Below are 22015 nucleotides of genomic sequence, written 5' to 3'. Positions count from 1 at the left end.
ACGGTCAGGGCAAGGCGCCTCCGCGGCTAGAATTTTCGTATCGCAAGGGAATGCATCATGACGACATCGCTTGTCGGAAGAGAGGACATCGTGGGCCTCACTCCGCCGGAGCCCGGCATGACCCCGCTTCGCAAGGCCGCCGAGGCAGCTGAGGAAGCCAGTGGGCTGCGCGCCGAGATCATCCGAGGAGTTCTCATGATGTCCCCGACCCCGCGCGGCAGGCACGCCGGGATCGTCAACGCTCTTTTCCGGCAGATCGATCCGGCTCTGCCCGAGCACCTGGAGTCATACCAGGTCGCTTCCGTGTCCATGCCGGGTGACAAGGACGACTACGCCACTCCCGATCTCCTGGTGTGTGACGCGGGGTTCGGTGAGTCCGACGAATGGCTGGCCGATCCGGGCGATGTCGAGCTCGTCTGCGAGGTCGTCTCCAAGGGCAACAGCTCCAAGGACACCCGGGACATGGTCGGCTGGTACGCCGATGCGGGCGTTCCCACCTATCTGATCATCGATCCCCGTGATGGCACGTGGACCCTCTACACGGTGCCCCGCGAGGGGGCTTATCAGGGAGTCCTCCACGGGCTGTACGGCGAGGACATCGAGCTGGCGGTACTCGGGCTGAAGATCACCACTGGAGGCTTCACCCAGTACGGCTGATCTGCGACGCACGTCCGCACACACGAGAGCGGCCCGCCCCCTCGCCGGGGCGGGCCGCTCTCGGCCGTCGGGGTGGGACTCAGAGCCGCTCGGGGGTGCGGATGCCGAGCAGGTCCATGCCCTGGTGGAGGGTGCGGGCGGTGAGCTCGCACAGGAAGAGGCGGTTCTCGACCTGGGACGGGCCGCCCTCGGCGGTGAGCACCGGGCACTGGTCGTAGAAGGTCGTGAACAGCGAGGCCAGCTGGTAGAGATACGAGGCCAGTTTGTGCGGCTCGTACCCCTTGGCGACCTCGCGCACCGTCTCCGCGAACTGGTCCAGGTGCAGTCCCATGGCCCGCTCGGCCGGGGACAGCGGCAGCTCGGGGTGGGCGGCCGGCTTCTGGCCCTCGGCGGCGCGGCGCAGGATCGACTGGATCCGGGCGTACGCGTACTGGAGGTACACCGAGGTGTCGCCGTGGAGCGAGACCATCTGGTCCAGGTCGAACTTGTAGTCGCGGGAGGCGGAAGTGGACAGGTCCGCGTACTTCACGGCGCCGATGCCGACCTGGGCGCCGCGCTCGGCGATCTCCCCCTCGGTGAGGCCGAGCTTCTCGCTCTTCTCCCGGACGACGGCCGCCGCCCGGTCGATCGCCTCGTCCAGCAGGTCCACCAGCCGCACCGTCTCGCCCTCACGGGTCTTGAACGGCTTGCCGTCCTTGCCCAGGACGGTGCCGAAGGCGAGCTGGACGGCGTGGGTCCGGTCGTTCAGCCAGCCGATCCGGCGGGCGGTCTCGAAGACCATCTTGAAGTGCAGCGACTGCCGGGCGTCGACGACATACAGCAGGTTGTCCGCCTGGAGGTGCTGCACCCGGTCGCGGATCGCGGAGAGGTCGGTGGCCGCGTAGCCGAAGCCGCCGTCGGACTTCTGGACGATCAGCGGCACCGGCTTGCCGTCCGGGCCCTTGACGTCGTCGAAGAAGACGCACAGCGCGCCCTCGGAGCGGACCGCGACCCCGGACTCCTCCAGCAGGCGGCAGGTCTCCGCCAGCATGTCGTTGTAACCGGACTCGCCGACCACATCGGGGTCGCGGATCTCCATGTCCAGCTTGTCGAAGACCGAGTAGAAGTAGAGCTTCGACTCGTCGACGAACTTCCGCCACAGGGCGATGGTCTCCTCGTCCCCGGCCTGGAGGTCGACCACCCGGCGCCGGGACCGCTCCTTGAACTCCGCGTCCGCGTCGAAGAGCGCCCGCGCCGCCTTGTAGAGGCGGTTGAGGTTGGACATGGCCTCCTCGCCGGAGGTCGCCGTGTCCTTGTGGTCCAGCTCGTGCGGGTGCTCGATCAGATACTGGATGAGCATGCCGAACTGGGTGCCCCAGTCGCCGATGTGATGGCGGCGGACCACCTTCTCGCCCGAGAACTCCAGGATCCGGACCACCGCGTCACCGATCACCGCCGAGCGCAGATGGCCGACGTGCATCTCCTTGGCCACGTTCGGCTGGGCGTAGTCGATGACGGTGGTGCCCGCGTCCGGCGCGAAGGGCACGCCGAGGCGGTCGTCGGCGGCGCGCGCGGCGAGGGTGGCGGTGATGGCGGAGTCGGCGATCGTGATGTTGAGGAAGCCGGGGCCGGAGACCTCGATGTCCGCGATCACCGGATCGGGGTCGGCGGAGGTGGCGGCCACCGGGATGTGCTCCACGACCTTCGAGGCCAGCTCGCGCGGATTCCCCTTCAGCTTCTTGGCCAGCGCCAGCATCCCATTGGCCTGGAAGTCGGCCCGGTCGCTTCGTCGCAGCAGCGGGTCGGCGGAAGCGGCCTCCGGCAGGGCAGCCGAGAGGGCGTCCGTGACGCGCTGGTGGACCGTAGCGGCAAGTGAGGGAACCGAGGCCATGGGTGAGATGCCGTTCCGTAGAGGACTGGGTTGCCGATGAGGCCACACCAGTATTTCACGGTGTGTCCAACCCGTTTTCCGGCCCTGTGGACAAGCTGTCCACAGGGCCCCGGAGGCCCCCGTTCCGTCTGGGACAATGGGCGGTGCCATGACCGCTAGGAAGGAAGTGCCGAAGGTGGCTCAGAGCACCGAGACCGACTGGGTCTCCCGATTCGCCGACGAGGTCATTGCCGAGGCGGAGCGCCGCGCGCCCGGCACGGCGAAATCAGGTGCCGCCGCACCGGTGATCGTCTGCGCCTCGGGTCTGAGCCCGTCCGGCCCGATCCACCTCGGCAACCTGCGCGAAGTCATGACCCCGCACCTGGTCGCCGACGAGATCCGGCGCCGCGGATACGAGTGCGTCCACATCCTGTCCTGGGACGACTACGACCGGTACCGCAAGGTTCCGGCCGGCATCGACCCGTCCTGGGCCGAGCACATCGGCAAGCCGCTCACCTCCGTCCCGGCCCCGCCCGGATCCAGCCATGCCAACTGGGCCGAGCACTTCAAGGCGCCGATGATCGAGGCGCTGCGGCAGCTGGGCATCGAGTTCCACGGCATCAGCCAGACCGAGCAGTACACCTCGGGGGTCTACCGCGAGCAGATCCTGCACGCGATGCGCCACCGCACCCAGATCGACGCCGTGCTCGACCGCTACCGCACCAAGGACAAGGCGGGGGCGGCCAAGGGCGGCAGGAAGCAGCAGCAGAAGCCGGTCGACGAGGCCGAGCTGGCCGCCGCCGAGGGCTCCGGCGCGGCCGCCGAGGACGACGGCAGCGCGGGCAGCGGGGGCTACTACCCGTACAAGCCGTACTGCTCGGTGTGCGAGCGCGATCTGACCACCGTCACCGCGTACGACGACGAAACCACCGAGCTGAGCTACACCTGCGCCTGCGGCCACGGCGAGACGGTCCGGCTCAGCGAGCACAACCGCGGCAAGCTGGTCTGGAAGGTCGACTGGCCGATGCGCTGGGCGTACGAGGGCGTGGTCTTCGAGCCCTCCGGCGTGGACCACTCCTCGCCCGGCTCCTCGTTCGTCGTCGGCGGGCAGATCGTGCGCGAGGTCTTCGGCGGCGATCAGCCGATCGGCCCGATGTACGCCTTCGTCGGCATCAGCGGCATGGCCAAGATGTCGTCCTCCAAGGGCGGGGTGCCGACCCCGGCCGACGCCCTGGAGATCATGGAGGCGCCGCTGCTGCGCTGGCTGTACGCGCGCCGTCGCCCCAACCAGTCCTTCAAGATCGCCTTCGACCAGGAGATCCAGCGGACCTACGACGAGTGGGACGCGCTGGAGCGCAAGATCGCCGACGGCTCGGCCCAGCCCGCGGACGCCGCCGCCCACAGCCGGGCGACCCGCACCGCCGCCGGGGAGCTTCCGGCCACCCCGCGCCCGCTGCCGTACCGCACGCTGGCGTCGGTGGTGGACATCACCACCGGCCATGACGAGCAGACGCTGCGCATCCTCAGCGACCTCGACCCGGAGAACCCGGTGAAGTCGCTGGAGGAGACACGGCCGCGGCTCGACAAGGCCGAGCGCTGGATCACCACCCAGGTCCCGGCCGACCAGCGCACCCGGGTGCGTGAGGAGCCGGACACCGAGCGGCTGGCCTCGCTCGGCGAGACCGAGCGCGAGTCGCTGCGGCTGCTGCTCGAGGGGCTGGACGACCACTGGTCGCTGGACGGGCTGACCACGCTGGTCTACGGCGTGCCCAAGATCCAGGCGGGGCTGGCGGCGGATGCCAAGCCCACACCGGAGCTGAAGGTGGCGCAGCGGTCGTTCTTCGCGCTGCTCTACGAGCTGCTGGTCGGCCGGGACACCGGCCCCCGGCTGCCCACGCTGCTGCTGGCGGTGGGGGTGGAGCGGGTGCGCAAGCTGCTCGCGGCCTGATCGCTTCGGCGGCGCCTCGCGAAAGCGCCTTGCGCGGCGCCTCGCACGGAAGGGGGCGGACCCAATTTCCAGGTCCGCCCCCTTCGGCGTGTACGGAACTCTTCCGCGGCGTCCGCTACGGGATCTGCTCGGCCGCCACCTCGGTCCGGTACCGGTCCTTGAAGTCGTTCACATACGCACCCAGCTCGTTGTTGCTCAGCTCGGTCACGCCGTAGGTCTCCCGCAGCCGCTGCCCGAACTGGAACGCCGAGGGGAACATGCCGTTGTCGGCGAGGAACTGCCGGAAGGCGCCGTAGAACACCTCGTCCCGCGGGACGTCGTCCGGCAGCTCGGCCACCGGCCGCCCCACCCCCTCGTACTCGGGGTACGACTCCGGCTCGCGCTGCTCCGGTACGTAGACGCCGTGGCCGTTCACCACGCCCTGGCCGCCGAGCTGCCGCACCCGGTTGGGCCCGACCGGGACGGTCACCTGCTGCTGCTCGGGCGACTCCGGCTGCTGATAGCCGGGCTGCTGATACCCGGACTGCTGGTAGACCGGCAGCGGCAGGGAGAGCGGCAGCTCCTGCGGCCCGGGGGCGGGCGCGGGGGCCGGGGCCGCCGGACCGGCACCCGGGGCACCGGGCACACCGGCCGCGCCGGGCGGGGTGGGGGCGCCCGGGGTGCCCGGCGCGCCGATCTCGGCCCGGGGGGCGTCGGACGCCGCCGGACCGGCGGCGTCCGACGCCCCCGCCGTAGCCTCCGTGCCCGTGCCGGTACCCGCACCTGTGCCCGTCCCCGTACCGGCCGGCAGCGCGGACGGCAGGACCGCGTTCGCCTCCAGACCGGCCGCGGCCAGCCCCGCCGGGGCGGTGTCCGCCAGCGGTACCCCGTACCGCGCCAGCCGCAGCGGCATCAGCGACTCGACGGGTGCCTTGCGGCGCCAGGCACGCCCGTAGCGGGCCCGCAGCCGGGCTCGGTAGACCAGCCGGTCCTGCTCCAGCCTGATCACCTCGTCGTAACTGCGCAGCTCCCACAGTTTCATCCGGCGCCAGAGCCGGAAGGTGGGCACGGGCGCGAGCAGCCAGCGGGCGATGCGGACCGACTCCATGTGCCGGTCGGCGGTGATGTCGGCGATCCGGCCGACCGCGTGCCGGGCCGCCTCGACGGAGACGACGAAGAGCACCGGGATGACGGCGTGCATCCCGACGCCGAGCGGATCCGGCCAGGCGGCGGCGCCGTTGAAGGCGATCGTGGCGGCGGTCAGCAGCCAGGCCGTCTGACGCAGCAGGGGAAAGGGGATCCGGATCCAGGTGAGCAGCAGATCCAGGGCGAGCAGTACGACGATCCCGGCGTCGATGCCGATGGGAAAGACATTGGCGAAGGCGCCGAAGCCCTTGTCGTGTGCGAGATCGCGCACGGCCGCATAGGAGCCGGCGAAGCCGATCGCGGCGATCACCACCGCTCCGGCGACGACCACCCCGATCAGTATTCGATGCGTACGTGTCAACTGCATCGCGGCCACCCGCGATCCCTCCCCGTCCTTGGCAACAGCGCGCCCAGCGTCGCATACACGTCAAGCGCCGCGGACGGGAAGGGGTGGCGGAGAGGTCAGGCGCTGCCCTTCTTCTTGCCGCTGCCGGAGGTGGCGCCGTCGCCGGACTTGTCGCCCGAACCGCTCGAACCGCCCGAGCCGTTTGCCTCGCTCGAGTCGCTCGACGTGCCCTTGTCGCCCTGGTCGCCCTTGGCGACGGACTCGACGACCTCCTTGGCCGCGTCCTTGGCGTCCTTCAGCAGATCGGCGGCGTCCGGCGTCTTGGCGGTCTCGTAGCCGGCACCGTCGTACTCGATCACCACGACGACGTTGGCGGTACGGGCGACGACCGTCTGGTTGCGGAAGTCGTCGCCGTCCTTCTTGGTCTTGGTGCTGACGGTGGTCGCCGCGTCACCGATGCCACCGGCCTGCTCGGTCTTGGCGTCCTTGGCGCCGTCGGCCGTAGCGGCCTTGGACGCCTGCTGGCCCGCGTACGCCTGGGCACGCTTGTCCCCGCTGCCCAGTCCGGTGTCGGAGTGGAAGAGCTTGAGGGAGACGGTCAGCGACCGGTACTTGAATCCGTCGAGGCCGCTCCACAGGCAGCTCGCGGACGTATTGGTGTCCGCCGACGGCAGCGCCTTGCCCCTCTTCTTCTCCGCCTTCGGAACGAGTTCGCCGATGGTCTTCCCCGACAGGGAGGTGCAGACGTCGGGCAGCTTGCTGAACTTTGCCGCCGCTACGGTCGGGGACGGACTGGACGAGGCGGATCTCGATGGACTGTCCGCGTTCTTCTTGCTGTCATCGGAGCCGGAGGAGCAGCCTGCGACCAGCACCACAGGTACGGTCGCGCAGGCGAGTATTCGGGCGAGTCGCGGGGCTGAACGGTGCATGGATCCTTCGCTCATTCTCTGTCGATGGGCGGACATACCGCCCGCGTCATTAGTCGGCACGGTACGCGGCCGATGCGCGGGCGTCCCAATCTTCGAGGTCTTCGCGGGGTGTCCGGGGGTAATCCGCGAGGTCGTGCCGGGCCCGTTATTCGTTGAGGGTGTCGGTCAGCTCCTGGGCCAAGTCTTCGGCGTTTTCCTGTAGTTCTTCGCTATCGGGAATGCTCGTCTTGTCGGTCGACCACTGGTTGTAACGAATGGTGGCAATCACATTCGAGGACCGGAACACCACGGTGATGTCACGGTGGATACCGGAGTCCTTGGTGATCAGTTGGTCGTTGAGGAAGGCGTCATCGCCGAGGTCGTCGAGGCGACGCGGGGCGGTGTCGTCCGATTCCTCATCACTCGTGGCGCTTTCATCGCTTTGAGGTGACTCATCACCCTCAGGGCTTTTGTTGGCCTTGTCGTTCTTGTCCCCGCTGTTGGTCTCGTTGCCCGTTTCGCCGGCACCGCTCTTGTCGGAGCGGGGCGTCGAACCGGCGGCCGCGTTGTCGTCGCTGCCCTCGCTCGCGTCGCCGGAGTCCTCGGAGTCGTCCGAGGAGGGGGTCGAGGGGGCGTTCGGGGCGTCCGGGATGTGCGCGGCGACGGCCTTCTTCTCGTACGTGTCCTGCGCCCGGTCATCATCGCTGACGGACGGGTCGTAGGAGACGACGCGCTCGAAGTCCAGGGTCAGATAGCGCGTGCCGCTGGACGTCTCCATCTTCCAGCGGCAGCCGTCGCGCCGGTCGATGTCGTAAGTGAGGGCCGCCTGCCCCTCGTACGCCTTGCTGTCCTCGTCACCGCCCGGCAGCAGGGTCTGGAGGGTCTTCGTGCTCACGGCGCCACAGGCCTCGGGCAGGGACCGGTAGCGGCCGGGCTCGGCCGAGACCTGACGGCCGGAGTCGTCCGAGGTGCCGCCGTCCCCGCTGGGCTTCGAGTCGGAGCCGGTGCATCCGCTGAGCCCGGCGGCGGCGAGCACGCCGACGAGCACGGCGACGGCCGGGGCGGCCCGCCGTCCGTGCGCCCTTCGCTGCGCTGGCTGCACTGTCCGTGTCCCTTCGAGCGAAAACTGCTTGCCGCCCGTAGGCGGAGGCTGGACACAATGTCTACCGCACGCACCGCCATGCTTGCCGGTCGACCGCCACCAATGAGGCATAGGACCGGTTTTTGCGTTTTCTGGCTTTCTCGGGGGAATGAGTAAAAACATGTCGTATGTCGAGGTATCCGGGGCGAACGTCCCGATCCGCATGTGGGCCGACCCCGCGACGGTCGAGGACGGCGCCATGCAGCAGCTGCGGAACGTTGCCACGCTGCCGTGGATCGAGGGCCTCGCCGTGATGCCGGATGTGCACTACGGCAAGGGCGCCACGGTCGGCTCGGTGATCGCCATGCGGGGCGCGGTGTGCCCGGCGGCGGTCGGCGTCGACATCGGCTGCGGTATGTCGGCCGTCAAGACCTCACTGACCGCGAACGACCTGCCCGGAGATCTGTCCCGGCTACGGTCCAAGATCGAGCAGGCGATCCCGGTGGGCCGGGGGATGCACGACGACCCGGTGGACCCGGGGCGGCTGCACGGATTCCCCACGGCGAAGTGGGACGACTTCTGGGGGCGCTTCGACGGCGTTGCCGAGGCGGTCAAGTTCCGTCAGGACCGGGCCACCAAGCAGATGGGTTCGCTGGGTTCGGGAAACCACTTCATCGAGTTCTGTCTCGATGACACCGGCTCGGTCTGGCTGATGCTCCACTCCGGCTCCCGCAACATCGGCAAGGAGCTGGCCGAGTACCACATCGGCGAGGCCCGGAAGCTCCCGCACAACCAGAACCTGGTCGACCGCGACCTGGCCGTCTTCATCGCGGACACCCCGCAGATGGCCGCGTACCGGCACGATCTCTTCTGGGCGCAGGAGTACGCCAAGTTCAACCGCTCGATCATGATGGGGCTCTTCCAGGACGTGGTGCGCCGGGAGTTCAAGAAGGCCAAGCCGGTCTTCGAGCCCGTCATCTCCTGCCACCACAACTATGTCGCCGAGGAGCGCTACGAGGACATGGACCTGCTGGTCACCCGCAAGGGCGCGATCCGCGCGGGCAGCGGGGACCACGGGATCATCCCGGGCTCGATGGGCACCGGTTCGTACATCGTGCGCGGTCTGGGGAACGCGGCGTCGTTCAACTCCGCCTCGCACGGCGCCGGCCGGAGGATGAGCCGCAACGCGGCCAAGAAGCGCTTCTCGACGCAGGACCTGGAGGAGCAGACGCGGGGCGTGGAGTGCCGCAAGGACTTCGGCGTCGTGGACGAGATCCCGGGCGCGTACAAGCCGATCGAGCAGGTCATCGATCAGCAGCGGGACCTCGTCGAGGTGGTGGCGCGGCTCAAGCAAATCGTGTGTGTGAAGGGCTGAGGGCCAGGACCGCACGTGGTCGACAGCCCTGGCACCGACGTCGGCGGCCTGCGAGTGGCCTGCGGGGGGACGGGGCCTTCTCGTGGCCTCCGTCCCCCGGCTGCTTCCCCCGGGCATCTGGAAGGCTGTCCGAGGGCTGTCGACCACGGTGTTGCCGCGCGGTCTCTCGTTCGGCAGGTACCTCACGATCGAGGCGTTCGTGCCACTGATGCTGATCGCCGAACGGGACGTGGCCCCGGTGGTGACCGGCCTGGCGTTCACCGGCGCCGCCGTGCTGTGGGCGGCTGCCTCCTGAAGTGGTGGAGAAGTCGGTTAGCCGATCGACTGGAGGCGTACCCCGGCGCGCGCGTTGCCCCCGTGCATGCCGTATCGGATGGGCATCCCCATGTCCGGCGTGCGGCTCTCAGCGCTCGCGGTGGACCTTGTGCTGGGCGGCCTGGGCGCGGGGCCGGACCACCAGCAGATCGATGTTGACGTGGGAGGGCCGGGTGACGGCCCACTCGACGGTGTCGGCGACATCGTCCGCGGTGAGCGGCTCGGCGACACCCTCGTAGACGGCCGCGGCCTGGGACGCGTCACCGCGGAACCGCTTCACCGCGAACTCGTCCGTCTTGACCATGCCGGGCGCGATCTCGATGACCCGCACCGGCTCGCCGCACAGCTCCAGCCGCAGGGTGGCGGCGATGGCGTGCGCCCCGTGCTTGGCGGCCACATAACCGCCGCCGCCCTCGTACGCGAGATGGCCCGCTGTCGAGGACATGACGACGACCGTACCGTCGCCCGAGGCGATGAGCGCGGGCAGCAGGGCCTGGGTGACCTGGAGGACACCCATCACGTTCACCTCGTACATCGCCCGCCAGTCGGCCGGGTCGGCGTTGGCGACGGTCTCGGTGCCGATGGCGCCGCCCGCGTTGTTCACCAGGACGTCGCAGCGGTCGAGGGAGGCGGCGAAGGTGTTGACGGCGTCGCGGTCGGTGACGTCCAGGACGTACGCCTCGGCCTCGTGGCCCGCCTCGGCCAGCTCACCGGCGAGCGCCTTGATCCGGTCCGCGCGGCGCGCGGTGAGGACGACGCGGAAACCGGCGGCGGCCAGCCGGTGGGCGGTCGCGGCGCCGATGCCGCTGCTGGCGCCGGTGATGACTGCGGTACGGGTGGTCATCGGCCCTCCTGTGACGAATCTGGCGACGTGGCTCACGGCCGGCTGCGGACGAGGCCGCACGCAGGTGATCCATACGCAGGATATGACGAGCTTATTTACCTCCAATCGGTGGACTCAAGATCCCAAACCGCTACTGGCTCCAGGGGCCGGGGAAGGGAGCACAGCGACCGGCGCGGCGCCGGCGAGGAGCATTCCCATGCCCAAGGAGTGAATTCAGCCCATGACGCAGCAGAACAGATTCGTGCAACGGTCCCGTCGGTCCTTCCGTCGCTGGGGCGTCGTCTCGGCAAGCGCCGTCGCGGCGGCGGCGCTGGTAGCCGGTACGCCGACGGCCGCATGGGCCGCGACGTCGCACCCGACGTCCAACAGCGCATGCCAGCGGGCCCAGGACCCAGGGCAGCACAACCACGAGCATGGGGATGGCCGCCAGCAGGAGCACGAGCACAACGGTCAACGCGAGCACAACGGTCAACAACACGAGCAAAGCGGCCGGCATGAGCAGTACGGGCAACAGCAGGAGCACAACGGCCAGGACGGGCAGCGCGAGGAGAACGGTGGCCGTGAGCAGTACGGCCAGGACGGGCAGCGCGAGGAGAACGGCGGGCGCGAGCAGTACGGCCAGGACGGGCAGCGCGAGGAGAACGGCGGGCGCGAGCAGTACGGCCAGGACGGGCAGCGCGAGGAGAACGGCGGGCGCGAGCAGTACGGCCAGGACGGGCAGCGCGAGGAGAACGGTGGCCGTGAGCAGTACGGCCAGGACGGGCAGCGCGAGGAGAACGGCGGGCGCGAGCAGTACGGCCAGGACGGCCAGCGCGAAGAGGGCGGTCAGCGCGAGCAGTACGGTGAGAGCGGCCAGTACGGCGAGGACGGCCAGTACGGCGAGAGCGGCCAGTACGGCGAGGACGGCCAGCGGGAAGAGAACGGGCAGTACAACAACGGCCGCTACGACGAGGGCCATTACGGTGACGGCTCCCGGCCGCAGGACCGCAGCGGAATGCGCCCCGCCCACGGCGACCACCAGAGCGACCCCGCCCACCACCAGGCCCAGCAGAAGCACGAGGGCCGCGTGACGGTCGCCGAGGCGGCCCGGATCGCCGAGTGCGAGGTCGGGGGCCGGGCCCTCAGCGTCGAGCTGGTGGAGGACTGCCCCGAGGAGGACGCCCACCACCAGGGCCGGCCGCACCAGGACCGGTCCGGTATGACCGACCCGCACAACGACCCCCAGCACCAGAAGAAGCACCTGGTGTGGGCGGTGGAGGTCGAGTGCGACCACGACCACACCATCAAGCGGGTTCTGATCGACCCGGACACCGGCTGTGTGCTGAGCAACACCCCGGCGGAGAACCACAACGACCACGGCCACCACGACAACCAGGGCCACCCCGGCGCGTAAGCGCGACACCGTTCATGACGCCCGGCCGGGGCGACCCCGGCCGGGCGTCATGAACGGCAGGGCCTCACGGCGAGGTGAGCGGCTCGGCCTCGTAGGCCCGGTGCAGCAGCTCCACGAAGGTCGGCGCCTCGGGCACGGCCGTGTCGTCGATGCGGTGCACCGCGACCCCCGGCGTCCAGGAGTTCATGACCACGGCCCCGGCCAGCCCCGGCACATCGGCGAGAGTGATCTCCGCGTCCCGCTGCGGCGCCCCGAGCCGCTCCAGCTGACGCCGGACGATGCCCATCGTCACCCCGCCCAGCATCTCGGCCACCGGCCAGACCACCGCGGAGCCGTCCCAGAAGGCCAGGTTCCAGATCGACCCCTCGCTGAGCCGCCCCCGGCGGTCGACGAAGACGGCGTCGTCGAAGCCGTGCTGCACGGCCTGCCGCGGGTAGTACATCTTGGCCACCTCACCCACGTGCTTCACCGCCGGGAGGACCCGCTCGTACTCGACGGCCTCCACGGCCAGCGGCCCCGCGGGCGCGGTCGACACCGGCCCCGTACGCACCAGCACATCGAGCTCGGCACCGGACCCGTCCGCGGTGACCCCGCCCATCGGTGAGTACACGGTGGCCCGCAGCGAGACATCGGCCGCACCACCCGCGTCCAGCGCGGTCCGCAGCAGCCCGCGCACCCGTTCGTCCGGCAGCGCCGTCCCGAACATCTCCTCCGAGCCCGTGCGCAACCGCCGCAGATGGAGATCGAGCCCCCGTACCCCGCCCTCACGCACCTGCACGGCGGTGAAGTGGGCGTACCCCGCGAACGCGAGCGGCGCCAGGTCCTCGACGGACGCCGCCATCCCATTGCGCTGAACGACATACCTGCTCATATCCACCCCGCGGAGGGACTCGACGCGGAGTGCCCGCGCACCCGGCGACGTCAGCACGTCACATCGGTGGCAACCGGATGGAGGACCCTCCACCTCATCGAGGGCTCACGGCCACACCAGGCAGTACGGCTGGTGGCCCGCCTCGTGCAGCCGGTGCGAGAAGTCCTGCCACTCGTGCAGCAGTTGGTAGACGTTGAACGCGTCGCGGGGGCCGCCGCGGTCGGGGACGGTGGACCAGATGAAGGCGGCGGCGCCGACGGCTTCTTCGCCTACGCCGCGCAGGGGGTCGACCACGGTCATCGGGAGCTTGACGACGGCGTAGTCGGGGTGGAGGACGACCAGTTCGAGCGGGGGGACCTTGTGGAGGGGGACACCCTCGATGCCGGTGAGGACCATCGCGGCCACCGTCTCCGGCTTGATCTTGGTGAACATGCCGTGGCCGAGCTCGTCGCCGCCGAGTTCCTCGGGGCGCATGGAGATGGGGACCCTGGCCGCGGTGGCCCCGTCGGGCGCACCGAAGTACTTGTAGGTCACCCCCATGCGGCCCCCGCTTCTGCTTGCCCTGCCCGCGTCATCTCGCCGATGGCGTCCGGGGCGGGCGCGCTCGGGGCCTCGGTCGTCAGTCCCTTCACCCAGTTCGCCACCGCGATGCATATCTCCACCCGACCACTCGCGGCCACTACCGCGCAACCCGATCAATGTGAGAGAGACCTCCCCCGCACCGGAGCGGTGAAACGCCCCACGGCAGGACTCCGTAAGCCTCTGACAACATGGCTTGCGTGAGCTATCCGTACGCAGCCCCAGTTTCGCAGATGCTTTTCGATCGCGCGGCGGTCGTGACACCCGGGGGCGTGAACTCTCCGGTGCGGGCCTTCCGCGCCGTGGGAGGTACGCCCCGATTCATGGTGTCCGGTGATGGTCCGTACCTCACGGATGCCGATGGAAGGGAGTATGTCGACCTCGTGTGTTCGTGGGGACCGATGATCCTCGGCCATTCCCACCCCGAGGTCACGGCGGCCGTGCAGGCCGCGGTCGCACGCGGTACGTCGTTCGGTACGCCCGGTGAGGGCGAGGTGGAGCTCGCCGAGGAGATCGTGGGCCGGGTCGGGCCGGTCGAGCAGGTGCGTCTGGTGTCGTCGGGCACCGAGGCGACGATGTCGGCGATCCGGCTGGCCCGCGGCTTCACCGGCCGGGCCAAGGTGATCAAGTTCGCCGGGTGCTACCACGGGCATGTGGACGCGCTGCTGGCGGCGGCCGGGTCCGGGGTGGCGACCTTCGGGCTGCCGGACACTCCGGGGGTGACGGGCGCGCAGGCGGGGGAGACCGTCGTACTGCCGTACAACGACCTTCAGGCGGTGCGGGAGGCGTTCGCCGCGCACCCGGGGGAGATCGCCTGTGTGATCACCGAGGCGTCGCCGGGCAACATGGGCGTGGTGCCGCCGCTGCCGGGGTTCAACGCCGACCTGAAGCGGCTGTGCGCGGAGAACGGCGCGCTGTACATCTCCGACGAGGTCATGACCGGCTTCCGGGTCTCCCGGGCGGGCTGGTTCGGCCTGGACGGCGTGGTGCCGGACCTGATGACCTTCGGCAAGGTGATGGGCGGCGGCTTCCCGGCCGCGGCCTTCGGCGGGCGCGCCGACATCATGGCCCGGCTGGCTCCGGCCGGACCGGTCTACCAGGCGGGCACCCTGTCCGGGAACCCGGTCGCGACGGCCGCCGGGGTGGCGCAGCTGCGGCTGCTGGACGACGCGGCGTACGCGAAGGTCGACGCGTTCTCCGAGCGGCTGCGGGCGCTGGTGACGGAGGCGCTCGCCAAGGAGGGTGTCGAGCACCGCTTGCAGGTCGCGGGCAACATGTTCTCGGTCTTCTTCACCGGTGAGGATGTCACCGACTACGAGAAGGCCAAGGCGCAGGAGGCGTTCCGCTTCACCGCGTTCTTCCACTCGATGCTGTCGCAGGGTGTGTATCTGCCGCCGTCCGCCTTCGAGTCGTGGTTCGTCTCCACGGCCCATGACGACCGGGCGCTGGAGCGGGTGGCCGCGGCTCTGCCGGGGGCGGCGCGGGCCGCCGCCGAGGCGTCTGAATGATGGGTGACATGACTCAGAGCGAGAACGAGATCACCGTCGTCCATGTGATGCGCCACGGGGAGGTGGAGAACCCCAAGGGTGTGCTGTACGGACGGCTGCCCGGGTACCACCTGTCCGAACTGGGCCGCCGGATGGCCGACCGGGTCGCCGAGCACCTGACCGACCGTGACATCACGCATGTGGTCGCCTCTCCGCTGGAGCGGGCGCAGGAGACGGCGACGCCGATCGCCAAGGCGCACGGCCTGGACGTGGCGTCGGACCGGCGGCTGATCGAGGCCGCGAACGTCTTCGAGGGCAAGACCTTCGGCGTGGGCGACGGGGCCCTGCGCAAGCCCGCCAACTGGCGCCATCTGACCAACCCCTTCCGCCCCTCCTGGGGCGAGCCGTACATCGACCAGGTGGTGCGGATGATGGCGGCGCTGGGTGCGGCGCGGGACGCGGCACGCGGGCACGAGGCGGTCTGCGTCAGCCACCAGCTGCCGATCTGGATCGTGCGCAGCTTCGTGGAGCGGCGGCGGCTGTGGCACGACCCGCGCAGGCGGCAGTGCACGCTGGCGAGCCTCACCAGCTTCACCTACCGCGGTGACCAGATCGTGTCCGTGGGCTACAGCGAACCGGCCCGCGATCTTGTTCCGGCTCATCTGCTGACGGGCGCCAAGCCGGTGAAAGGGGCGTCCAAGGGGTTCGGTGCATGATCCACGCGTGGTTCACACTCGATCCCTGAGTGGATCCCTGAGTGGATCTCCGAGCGGATCCCCGAGTGGATCCCCGAGTGGATCCCCGAGTGGTCCACTCATGACACGCGCATAACATCCCAGACGGTTCTGCCCGCGCATCGGTTCCAACGCGCGGTAATCACTTGAGGACAATGTGTCGCTTGTGTAATTGATCGCGCCCCTTCGGAACCCCGCTATTCGTCTCGCCATCTCCATGGTTGTCCGCTACCCCGGACAACCAGTACGGCGAGTGCGAATTGAGGACGTTATGCGTGAGGTCAGCCGGAGGGGGATCCTCGGTCTTGGTGCGGGAGCGGTGGCGTCACTGGCCGTCGCCGGCTGCTCCTCATCGGGCGGGAGTCCGAAGCCGCGGGAGACGCGGCAGGCGAAGCCGATCGGTGACGGTTCGACCTCGCGGGGCGTCCAGCGGCCGAAGGACCCGAAGCCGGAGCGGCTGGAACGGGGCCAGAAGCCGCCGCAGTTCGTGGTCTTCTCGTGGGACGGCGCGGGAGAGGTCGGCAACGGTCTCTTCCCGCGGTTCCGCAAGCTGGCCAAGGACCACGGCGCGACCATGACCTTCTTCCTCTCCGGCATCTACTGTCTGCCGGAGTCGAAGAAGTCGATGTACCGGCCGCCGAACAACCCGGTCGGCGCCTCCGACATCGGCTATCTCACCGATGGGCACATCCGGGCGACGCTGGAGAACGTGCGGAAGGCATGGCTGGAGGGCCATGAGATCGGCACCCACTTCAACGGCCACTTCTGCGCCGGAAGCGGTTCGGTCGAGCGCTGGACGCCCGCCCAGTGGAGGTCCGAGATCGACCAGGCTGTGTCCTTTGTCACGAAATGGCGGACGAACACCGGCTTCACGGACCTCGATCCGCTGCCGTTCGACTACCACAAGGAGCTGATCGGCGGCCGGACCCCGTGTCTGAAGGGCCAGGAGAATCTGCTGCCGACGGCCCGGAAACTGGGCTGGCGCTATGACGCCAGCTCGCCCGGGGGCAAGCAGGTGTGGCCGTCGAAGAAGCAGGGACTGTGGGACTTCCCGTTGCAGCAGATTCCTTTTCCCGGGCACTCCTTCGAAGTGCTCTCGATGGACTACAACATCCTGGCCAACCAGTCGCGGAATTCCACGAAGGCGCCGCCCGTGAACTACCCGCGCTGGCGCAAGCAGGCCACCGACGCCTACATAGGCGGATTCCGGCGCGCCTATGAGACCAATCGCGCGCCGCTGTTCATCGGAAATCACTTCGAGGAGTGGAACGGCGGAATCTATATGGATGCCGTCGAAGAGGCGCTGAAGCATATGGCGGACGAGAAGCACAAGGATGTGCGGCTGGTCTCCTTCAAGCAGTTCACGGACTGGCTGGACGCCCAGGACCCGGCGGTGCTGGACGAGCTGCGTTCGTACCAGGTGGGCGAGACCTGGCGGGCGAACGGCCGCTGACGGCCACTGGCCGCCGTGCCGTCGGCCACCGGCCGTGCCGTCGGCCGCCGTCGGCCCGGGCCGCGGGGGGCCAAGGGGGGTGGCGAAGATCCCCAAAAGGTCCATGCGAAACTTTTCACATGAGTGCCTGCCGCGCCCCTCGGCGCCTCGCGACCCGCCGTCGCGCAACCGTGCTGGCCACTGGGGCCGTGGTTGCCGCGCTGACCCTTACCGCCTGCGGCTCCGGCGGCACCTCGGGCGGCTCCTCCGACACCAAGTTCGTCCAGGGCAAGGGCGGCGTGGACACCGTTCCCCGGGGGAAGCGCGCCGACGCTCCCGAGCTGTCGGGGAAGACCCTCGAGGACAAGCGGCTCGATGTGGCCGACTACAAGGGCAAGATCGTTGTCCTGAACGTCTGGGGCTCGTGGTGTGCGCCGTGCCGGGCGGAGGCGCCGAATCTCGCCAAGGTCGCGAAGGACACCAAAGGCGACGGCGTGCAGTTCGTGGGGATCAACACGCGTGACTCCGACCAGGCCCCCGCTCGCAGGTTCGAGCAGGATTTCGGCGTCGAGTACCCGAGCCTGTACGACCCGATGGGGAAGCTGATGCTGCGCTTCCCCAAGGGCAGCCTCAACCCGCAGGCCATCCCGTCGACGATCGTCCTGGACCGGGACGGCAAGATCGCGGCCCGGACGCTCACCGCGCTGAGCGAGGAGCGGCTCCGCAAGATGCTCGACCCGCTGATCGCGGAGAAGTGAGCTCCGTGAGCACACTCGCCGCCGTCGCCGGATACAACGAGACCGTCATGACCGGGGGACTGCTGGTCTCCCTGCCGATCGCGATCTTCGCTGGACTGGTCTCCTTCTTCTCCCCCTGTGTGCTGCCGCTGGTACCGGGCTATATGTCGTACGTCACGGGGATCACCGGCGCCGATCTCGCCGAGGCGCGGCGCGGCCGGATGCTCGCGGGCGCCTCGCTGTTCGTGCTCGGGTTCAGCGCGGTCTTCGTCTCCGGTGGGGCCCTCTTCGGCAACTTCGGCAATGACCTCCAGGCGCACCGGGAGACCCTGAGCAAGGTCCTCGGGGTGGTCACCATCGTGCTGGGCCTGGCCTTCATGGGCGTGCTGAAGGGTTTCGGGCAGCGGGAGTTCCGCTTCCACATCAAGCCCACGATGGGGCTGGCGGGCGCACCGGTGCTGGGGGTCCTGTTCGGCGTCGGATGGACGCCGTGTCTGGGGCCGACGCTCAGCGCCGCCAGCTTCCTGGCGATCCAAGAGGGGACAGCGGGGCGCGGCGCGCTGCTGGTCGCCGCCTACTGTCTGGGTCTGGGGCTGCCGTTCATAGCGGTGGCCCTCGCCTACCGCCGCACGCTGGGCGCCTTCGGCTGGGTCAAGCGGCACTACGTCTGGGTGATGCGGGCCGGTGGCGGGCTGCTGATCACCCTGGGGGTGCTGATGCTCACCGGTGTCTGGGACACCATGATGGGCGAAATGCAAGGCTGGGCCGCGGGCTTCAACGTTGGGATCTGATCGATGTCCACCACCGATACCGACACGGCGGCCGACAAGGCGGCCGGCGCCGGCGCCGAGGAGAGTGAACTCGGCGCGGCGGGCTCGCAGCTGTCCACGGCGCCCTCCGAGGAGATCGCCCTCCCCTCGCTGGGGCTGCTGGGCTGGGCGCGGTGGTTCTGGCGCCAGCTGACCTCGATGCGGGTCGCCCTGCTGCTGCTCTTCCTGCTCTCGCTCGGCGCGATCCCCGGTTCGCTGATCCCGCAGACCAGCATCGATGTGCTCAAGGTCCAGGCCTTCAAGGACAAGCACCCGACGCTGACGCCGATCTACGAGAAGCTCCAGCTGTTCCACGTCTACAGCTCGGTGTGGTTCTCGGCGATCTACCTCCTGCTGTTCATCTCGCTCATCGGCTGCATCGTGCCGCGCACCTGGCAGTTCATCGGCCAGCTGCGCGGCCGTCCACCGGGTGCCCCGCGCCGCCTCACCCGGCTTCCGGCGTACACCACCTGGCGTACCGACGCCGAGCCGGAGCAGGTGCTCCGGGCCGCCCGGCGGATCATGAAAGGGCGCCGCTTCCGCACCGAGAGCTCGGATGACGCGGTCGCCGCGGAGAAGGGCTATCTGCGCGAGGTGGGCAACCTCCTCTTCCACATCGCGCTGATCGTGCTGCTGGTGTCCTTCGCCGCGGGCCAGCTGTGGAAGGTCGAGGGCAGCAAGCTGGTCGTGGAGGGCGACGGCTTCAGCAACAGCTTGACGAGCTACGACGACATCAAGTCGGGCCAGCTGTTCAACAGCGACGATCTGGCCCCCTTCCGTTTCCAGCTGGACCGCTTCACCGCGACCTACGAGCGCAGCGGTCCGCAGATGCGCACCCCGCGCACCTTCAACGCGGACGTGACGTACTGGGAGGGCGCGGACGGCCCCGAGCGCAAGACCCGGATCAAGGTCAATGAGCCGCTCGAGATCTCCGGTTACAAGGTCTATCTGCTGAACCACGGCTACGCACCGGTGGTCAGCGTCAGGGACGGGGAGGGCGAGGTCGCCTACAAGGGGCCGGTGCCCGGTCTGCCGATCGACGGGGCCAACCTCACCGAAAGCATGGTGATCAAGGTCCCCGACTACCGCAACAAGGCAGGCAAAAAGGATCAAATCGCCTTCCAGGGGCAGTTCCTGCCCACCTGGGTACGCAGCCAGGGGATGTTCTCCGTCTTCCCGGCGCTGGACAACCCGACGCTGGTGCTCACCGCCTACCACGGCAGCCTCGGCATCAACGGGGGCACTCCGCAGAGCGTGTACCAGCTGGACAAGTCGCGGATGAAGCAGTTCATGGAGTCCGACGGCAAGACCAAGTACGCCCGCGCGCTCGCGGTCGGCGACACCATGAAGCTGCCGAACGGCCAAGGCTCGCTGAAGTTCGAGGGGATCAGGGAGTGGGCCAGCTTCCAGGTTTCGCACAAGCCCGGTAACGAGGGCGCCCTCATCGGCGCCGTCGCCGCCCTGGTGGGCCTGGCCGCCTCCCTGTTCATCCAGCGCCGCCGGGTGTGGGTGCGGGCGGTGACCGGCGAGGACGGCACCACCGTGGTCGAGATGGCCGGGCTCGGCCGCAGCGAGTCCGCAAAACTGCCGGAGGAACTCGCCGATCTGGCCGTCCGCCTCCAGACCGACGCACCCCCCGCGTCCGAAGCCGACGCACCCCCCGCGTCCGGAACGGAGCCGGAACACCAACCGGAACCCGCACCGGAATCGACGTCGGAACCCGAGTCCGAACCCGAGTCGGAAGGTGAACCGGAATCTGATCCGGGACCCGAGGCCGACGGCACGGATCCCGCAGATCCATCCGAAGGAGCGCACGCGTGAACCTCGCCGCCGAAGTCAACGAGACACTGGCGCACTACAGCAATGTGCTGATCTATTCGGCGATGGCGGTCTACACCCTCGCCTTCCTCGCCCATATCGCCGAGTGGGTGTTCGGCAGCCGCAGCGCCGTCGGCCGCACCGCCGCCGCGATCACCACCGAAGCGGACGCCTCCTCCCGTGCCCAGGTCACCGTCCAGCTCGGCGGGAACACCGCCGAGAAGGGCGGCACCGCCGTACTGGAGCGGCCCAAGGTGGTCACCCGCTCCGCCGCGGGCAGCCGTGACGTCCCGGACGGGCCGGGCGCCGCCGGAGGCACCGAACAGGGCGATGTGTACGGGCGGATCGCGGTGGGTCTGACCGTGCTGGCCCTCCTCTTTCACGCCGCCGGTGTCCTCGCCCGCGCCCTGTCGGTGCAGCGTGCCCCCTGGGGCAACATGTACGAGTTCTCCACGACCTTCGCCATGGTCGCGGTCGCCACGTACCTCACGCTGCTGGCGCTGAAGAAGAACGTGCGCTGGATCGGACTGCCTCTGGTCACCACGGTCCTCCTCGACCTCGGTCTCGCCGTCTCTGTCCTTTACACCGACAGCGACCAGTTGGTTCCCGCCCTGCACTCCTACTGGCTGTGGATCCACGTCAGCTGCGCCATCGTCTCCGGCGCCTCGCTGTACATCGGCGCCGTCTCCACGCTGCTCTACCTCTTCCGCGACCGGTACGAAGCGCGGCTCGAGGACCCCAAGGGGAAGCAGTTCGGCCGGTTCGCCTCCTCCGTCCTGGAGCGGGTGCCCTCGGCGGCGTCCCTGGACAAGTTCGCGTACCGGATCAACGCCACGATCTTCCCGCTGTGGACCTTCACGATCATCGCGGGCGCGATCTGGGCCGAGGCCGCCTGGGGCCGTTACTGGGGCTGGGACCCCAAGGAGGTCTGGTCCTTCATCACCTGGGTCGCCTACGCCTGTTATCTGCACGCCCGGGCCACCGCGGGCTGGAAGGGCCGCAAGGCCGCGTACCTCGCGCTGATCGCCTTCGGCTGCTACCTGTTCAACTACTACGGGGTGAACATCTTCGTCACCGGCAAGCACTCCTACGCCGGAGTCTGACCGGTCCGACCGTGTCCCCGGTCATGGCCCACACCGGCCGTGACCGGGGACCCTCCATGTCCCGTGACCGGGGACCCTCCATGTCCGGGGAGAGGCCGTCAGGACCCGGCGGCCGGCGGGGTGTCCTCGGGGCCATCGCCCCGGCGGCGCAGCTCCTCCTCGCGGCGGCGCAGATCCGCCTCCCAGCTCCGCAGCACTTCCTCGTCCTTCGGACCGTCGCGGCCGTCGTCGCCACCGCCGCCGCCGTCCCGGCCGTCCTGAGCGGCCTCCTCCAGCCCGTCCAGCCCGCCCTGCCCCTTGTTCTCCCCCAGGGACTTCAGGAACTCGGGATTGTCGTCCGGCGCGACCCAGCCGTCGCCACCGCCGCGCGAGCCGCTCCGGACACCGTCCCGGCGCCCGCCGCCCACCGCGCGCTTGCGGCCCGCGATCAGCCAGGAGACCGAACCGACGACCGGGAACAGCAGCACCAGAATGGCCCAGATCGGCTTGGGGATGTAGCGGATGTCCTGCTCGTCGGTGGTGATGCAGTCGATGAACGCATAGATGCTGAGTGCCAGCGGCACCAGGATCATCAGCACCCGGAGCATGAGGCGATCCCCCTGCG

Annotated in this window: 19 protein-coding genes and 1 pseudogene; 12 read left to right on the top strand and 8 right to left on the bottom strand. The window is 69.4% G+C overall.

Annotated features, from left to right (window positions below):
- Nucleotides 1-57 precede the first annotated feature (57 nt).
- On the top strand, nucleotides 58-657 hold the full coding sequence (locus tag HUT19_RS17885; RefSeq protein WP_176181449.1) for a Uma2 family endonuclease: 600 nt from the start codon (nucleotides 58-60) through the stop codon (nucleotides 655-657).
- A 79-nt stretch (nucleotides 658-736) separates the two neighbouring features.
- Here HUT19_RS17885 and argS read toward each other — a convergent pair whose 3' ends face one another.
- Nucleotides 737-2527, bottom strand: coding sequence for an arginine--tRNA ligase (gene argS, locus HUT19_RS17880; RefSeq protein WP_176181448.1), 1791 nt, complete (start codon nucleotides 2525-2527; stop codon nucleotides 737-739).
- 148 nt (nucleotides 2528-2675) lie between these two features.
- Between argS and lysS the strand changes: the two genes are divergently transcribed.
- Entirely contained in the window at nucleotides 2676-4454 is a 1779-nt protein-coding gene (gene lysS, locus HUT19_RS17875) for a lysine--tRNA ligase (RefSeq protein WP_176181447.1), read from the top strand.
- A 115-nt stretch (nucleotides 4455-4569) separates the two neighbouring features.
- Here lysS and HUT19_RS17870 read toward each other — a convergent pair whose 3' ends face one another.
- From HUT19_RS17870 to HUT19_RS17860, 3 genes are all read right to left on the bottom strand, one after another.
- Nucleotides 4570-5946, bottom strand: coding sequence for a DUF2637 domain-containing protein (locus HUT19_RS17870; protein WP_176181446.1), 1377 nt, complete (start codon nucleotides 5944-5946; stop codon nucleotides 4570-4572).
- Nucleotides 5947-6041: 95 nt separating this feature from the next.
- The gene (locus HUT19_RS17865) at nucleotides 6042-6854 is read right to left on the bottom strand and encodes a hypothetical protein (RefSeq protein WP_254885634.1); all 813 of its coding nucleotides are present in this window, start codon (nucleotides 6852-6854) and stop codon (nucleotides 6042-6044) included.
- Nucleotides 6855-6999: 145 nt separating this feature from the next.
- Nucleotides 7000-7935, bottom strand: coding sequence for a DUF3558 domain-containing protein (locus HUT19_RS17860; protein ID WP_254885633.1), 936 nt, complete (start codon nucleotides 7933-7935; stop codon nucleotides 7000-7002).
- Between the two features lie 160 nt (nucleotides 7936-8095).
- Between HUT19_RS17860 and HUT19_RS17855 the strand changes: the two genes are divergently transcribed.
- Both HUT19_RS17855 and HUT19_RS17850 read left to right on the top strand, forming a co-directional pair.
- Nucleotides 8096-9289: an RtcB family protein gene (locus HUT19_RS17855; protein WP_176181445.1), complete on the top strand. Its 1194-nt coding sequence runs from the start codon at nucleotides 8096-8098 to the stop codon at nucleotides 9287-9289.
- Between the two features lie 76 nt (nucleotides 9290-9365).
- Nucleotides 9366-9581: pseudogene (locus tag HUT19_RS17850) on the top strand (MFS transporter); the annotation flags it as partial.
- A gap of 111 nt (nucleotides 9582-9692) precedes the next feature.
- Here the strand turns inward: HUT19_RS17850 and HUT19_RS17845 are convergent.
- A complete protein-coding gene (locus HUT19_RS17845; RefSeq protein WP_176181443.1) occupies nucleotides 9693-10448 on the bottom strand; it encodes an SDR family NAD(P)-dependent oxidoreductase in 756 nt (251 codons plus the stop codon).
- Nucleotides 10449-10668: 220 nt separating this feature from the next.
- On the opposite strand from HUT19_RS17845, the gene HUT19_RS17840 reads away from it, so the two are divergent.
- On the top strand, nucleotides 10669-11841 hold the full coding sequence (locus tag HUT19_RS17840) for a hypothetical protein (RefSeq protein WP_176181442.1): 1173 nt from the start codon (nucleotides 10669-10671) through the stop codon (nucleotides 11839-11841).
- Nucleotides 11842-11905: 64 nt separating this feature from the next.
- Here HUT19_RS17840 and HUT19_RS17835 read toward each other — a convergent pair whose 3' ends face one another.
- Both HUT19_RS17835 and HUT19_RS17830 read right to left on the bottom strand, forming a co-directional pair.
- Nucleotides 11906-12712 carry an aminotransferase class IV family protein gene (locus tag HUT19_RS17835; protein WP_176181441.1) on the bottom strand — a complete coding sequence of 269 codons (807 nt, stop codon included), beginning with the start codon at nucleotides 12710-12712 and terminating at the stop codon, nucleotides 11906-11908.
- A 105-nt stretch (nucleotides 12713-12817) separates the two neighbouring features.
- On the bottom strand, nucleotides 12818-13366 hold the full coding sequence (locus HUT19_RS17830) for a hypothetical protein (protein WP_176181440.1): 549 nt from the start codon (nucleotides 13364-13366) through the stop codon (nucleotides 12818-12820).
- Nucleotides 13367-13482: 116 nt separating this feature from the next.
- Between HUT19_RS17830 and hemL the strand changes: the two genes are divergently transcribed.
- The 7 genes from hemL (at nucleotide 13483) to ccsB (ending at nucleotide 21411) form a co-directional block, all read left to right on the top strand.
- The gene (gene hemL / locus HUT19_RS17825; protein WP_176181439.1) at nucleotides 13483-14799 is read left to right on the top strand and encodes a glutamate-1-semialdehyde 2,1-aminomutase; all 1317 of its coding nucleotides are present in this window, start codon (nucleotides 13483-13485) and stop codon (nucleotides 14797-14799) included.
- Nucleotides 14800-14807: 8 nt separating this feature from the next.
- Complete coding sequence (locus HUT19_RS17820; protein ID WP_176181438.1) at nucleotides 14808-15494, top strand: histidine phosphatase family protein; 687 nt, start codon at nucleotides 14808-14810, stop codon at nucleotides 15492-15494.
- 289 nt (nucleotides 15495-15783) lie between these two features.
- Nucleotides 15784-16965, top strand: coding sequence for a hypothetical protein (locus HUT19_RS17815; RefSeq protein ID WP_176181437.1), 1182 nt, complete (start codon nucleotides 15784-15786; stop codon nucleotides 16963-16965).
- Between the two features lie 119 nt (nucleotides 16966-17084).
- A complete protein-coding gene (locus HUT19_RS17810) occupies nucleotides 17085-17702 on the top strand; it encodes a TlpA disulfide reductase family protein (RefSeq protein WP_176181436.1) in 618 nt (205 codons plus the stop codon).
- A gap of 5 nt (nucleotides 17703-17707) precedes the next feature.
- Nucleotides 17708-18472: a cytochrome c biogenesis CcdA family protein gene (locus tag HUT19_RS17805; protein ID WP_176181435.1), complete on the top strand. Its 765-nt coding sequence runs from the start codon at nucleotides 17708-17710 to the stop codon at nucleotides 18470-18472.
- Nucleotides 18473-18475: 3 nt separating this feature from the next.
- Nucleotides 18476-20311 (top strand): cytochrome c biogenesis protein ResB, encoded by a 1836-nt coding sequence (locus tag HUT19_RS17800; RefSeq protein WP_176181434.1) that lies wholly within the window; start codon nucleotides 18476-18478, stop codon nucleotides 20309-20311.
- Nucleotides 20308-21411 (top strand): c-type cytochrome biogenesis protein CcsB, encoded by a 1104-nt coding sequence (gene ccsB, locus HUT19_RS17795; protein WP_176181433.1) that lies wholly within the window; start codon nucleotides 20308-20310, stop codon nucleotides 21409-21411. Before HUT19_RS17800 ends, ccsB begins: the two co-directional genes overlap by 4 nt.
- A 98-nt stretch (nucleotides 21412-21509) precedes the next feature.
- Here the strand turns inward: ccsB and HUT19_RS17790 are convergent, their stop codons facing one another.
- Nucleotides 21510-21998, bottom strand: coding sequence for a PLD nuclease N-terminal domain-containing protein (locus HUT19_RS17790; RefSeq protein ID WP_176181432.1), 489 nt, complete (start codon nucleotides 21996-21998; stop codon nucleotides 21510-21512).
- Nucleotides 21999-22015: the final 17 nt, after the last annotated feature.

It is taken from the genome of Streptomyces sp. NA02950 (genome assembly GCF_013364155.1).
Taxonomy (GTDB): Bacteria; Actinomycetota; Actinomycetes; order Streptomycetales; family Streptomycetaceae; genus Streptomyces.
This window is presented reverse-complemented; position numbering and strand designations above follow the sequence as displayed.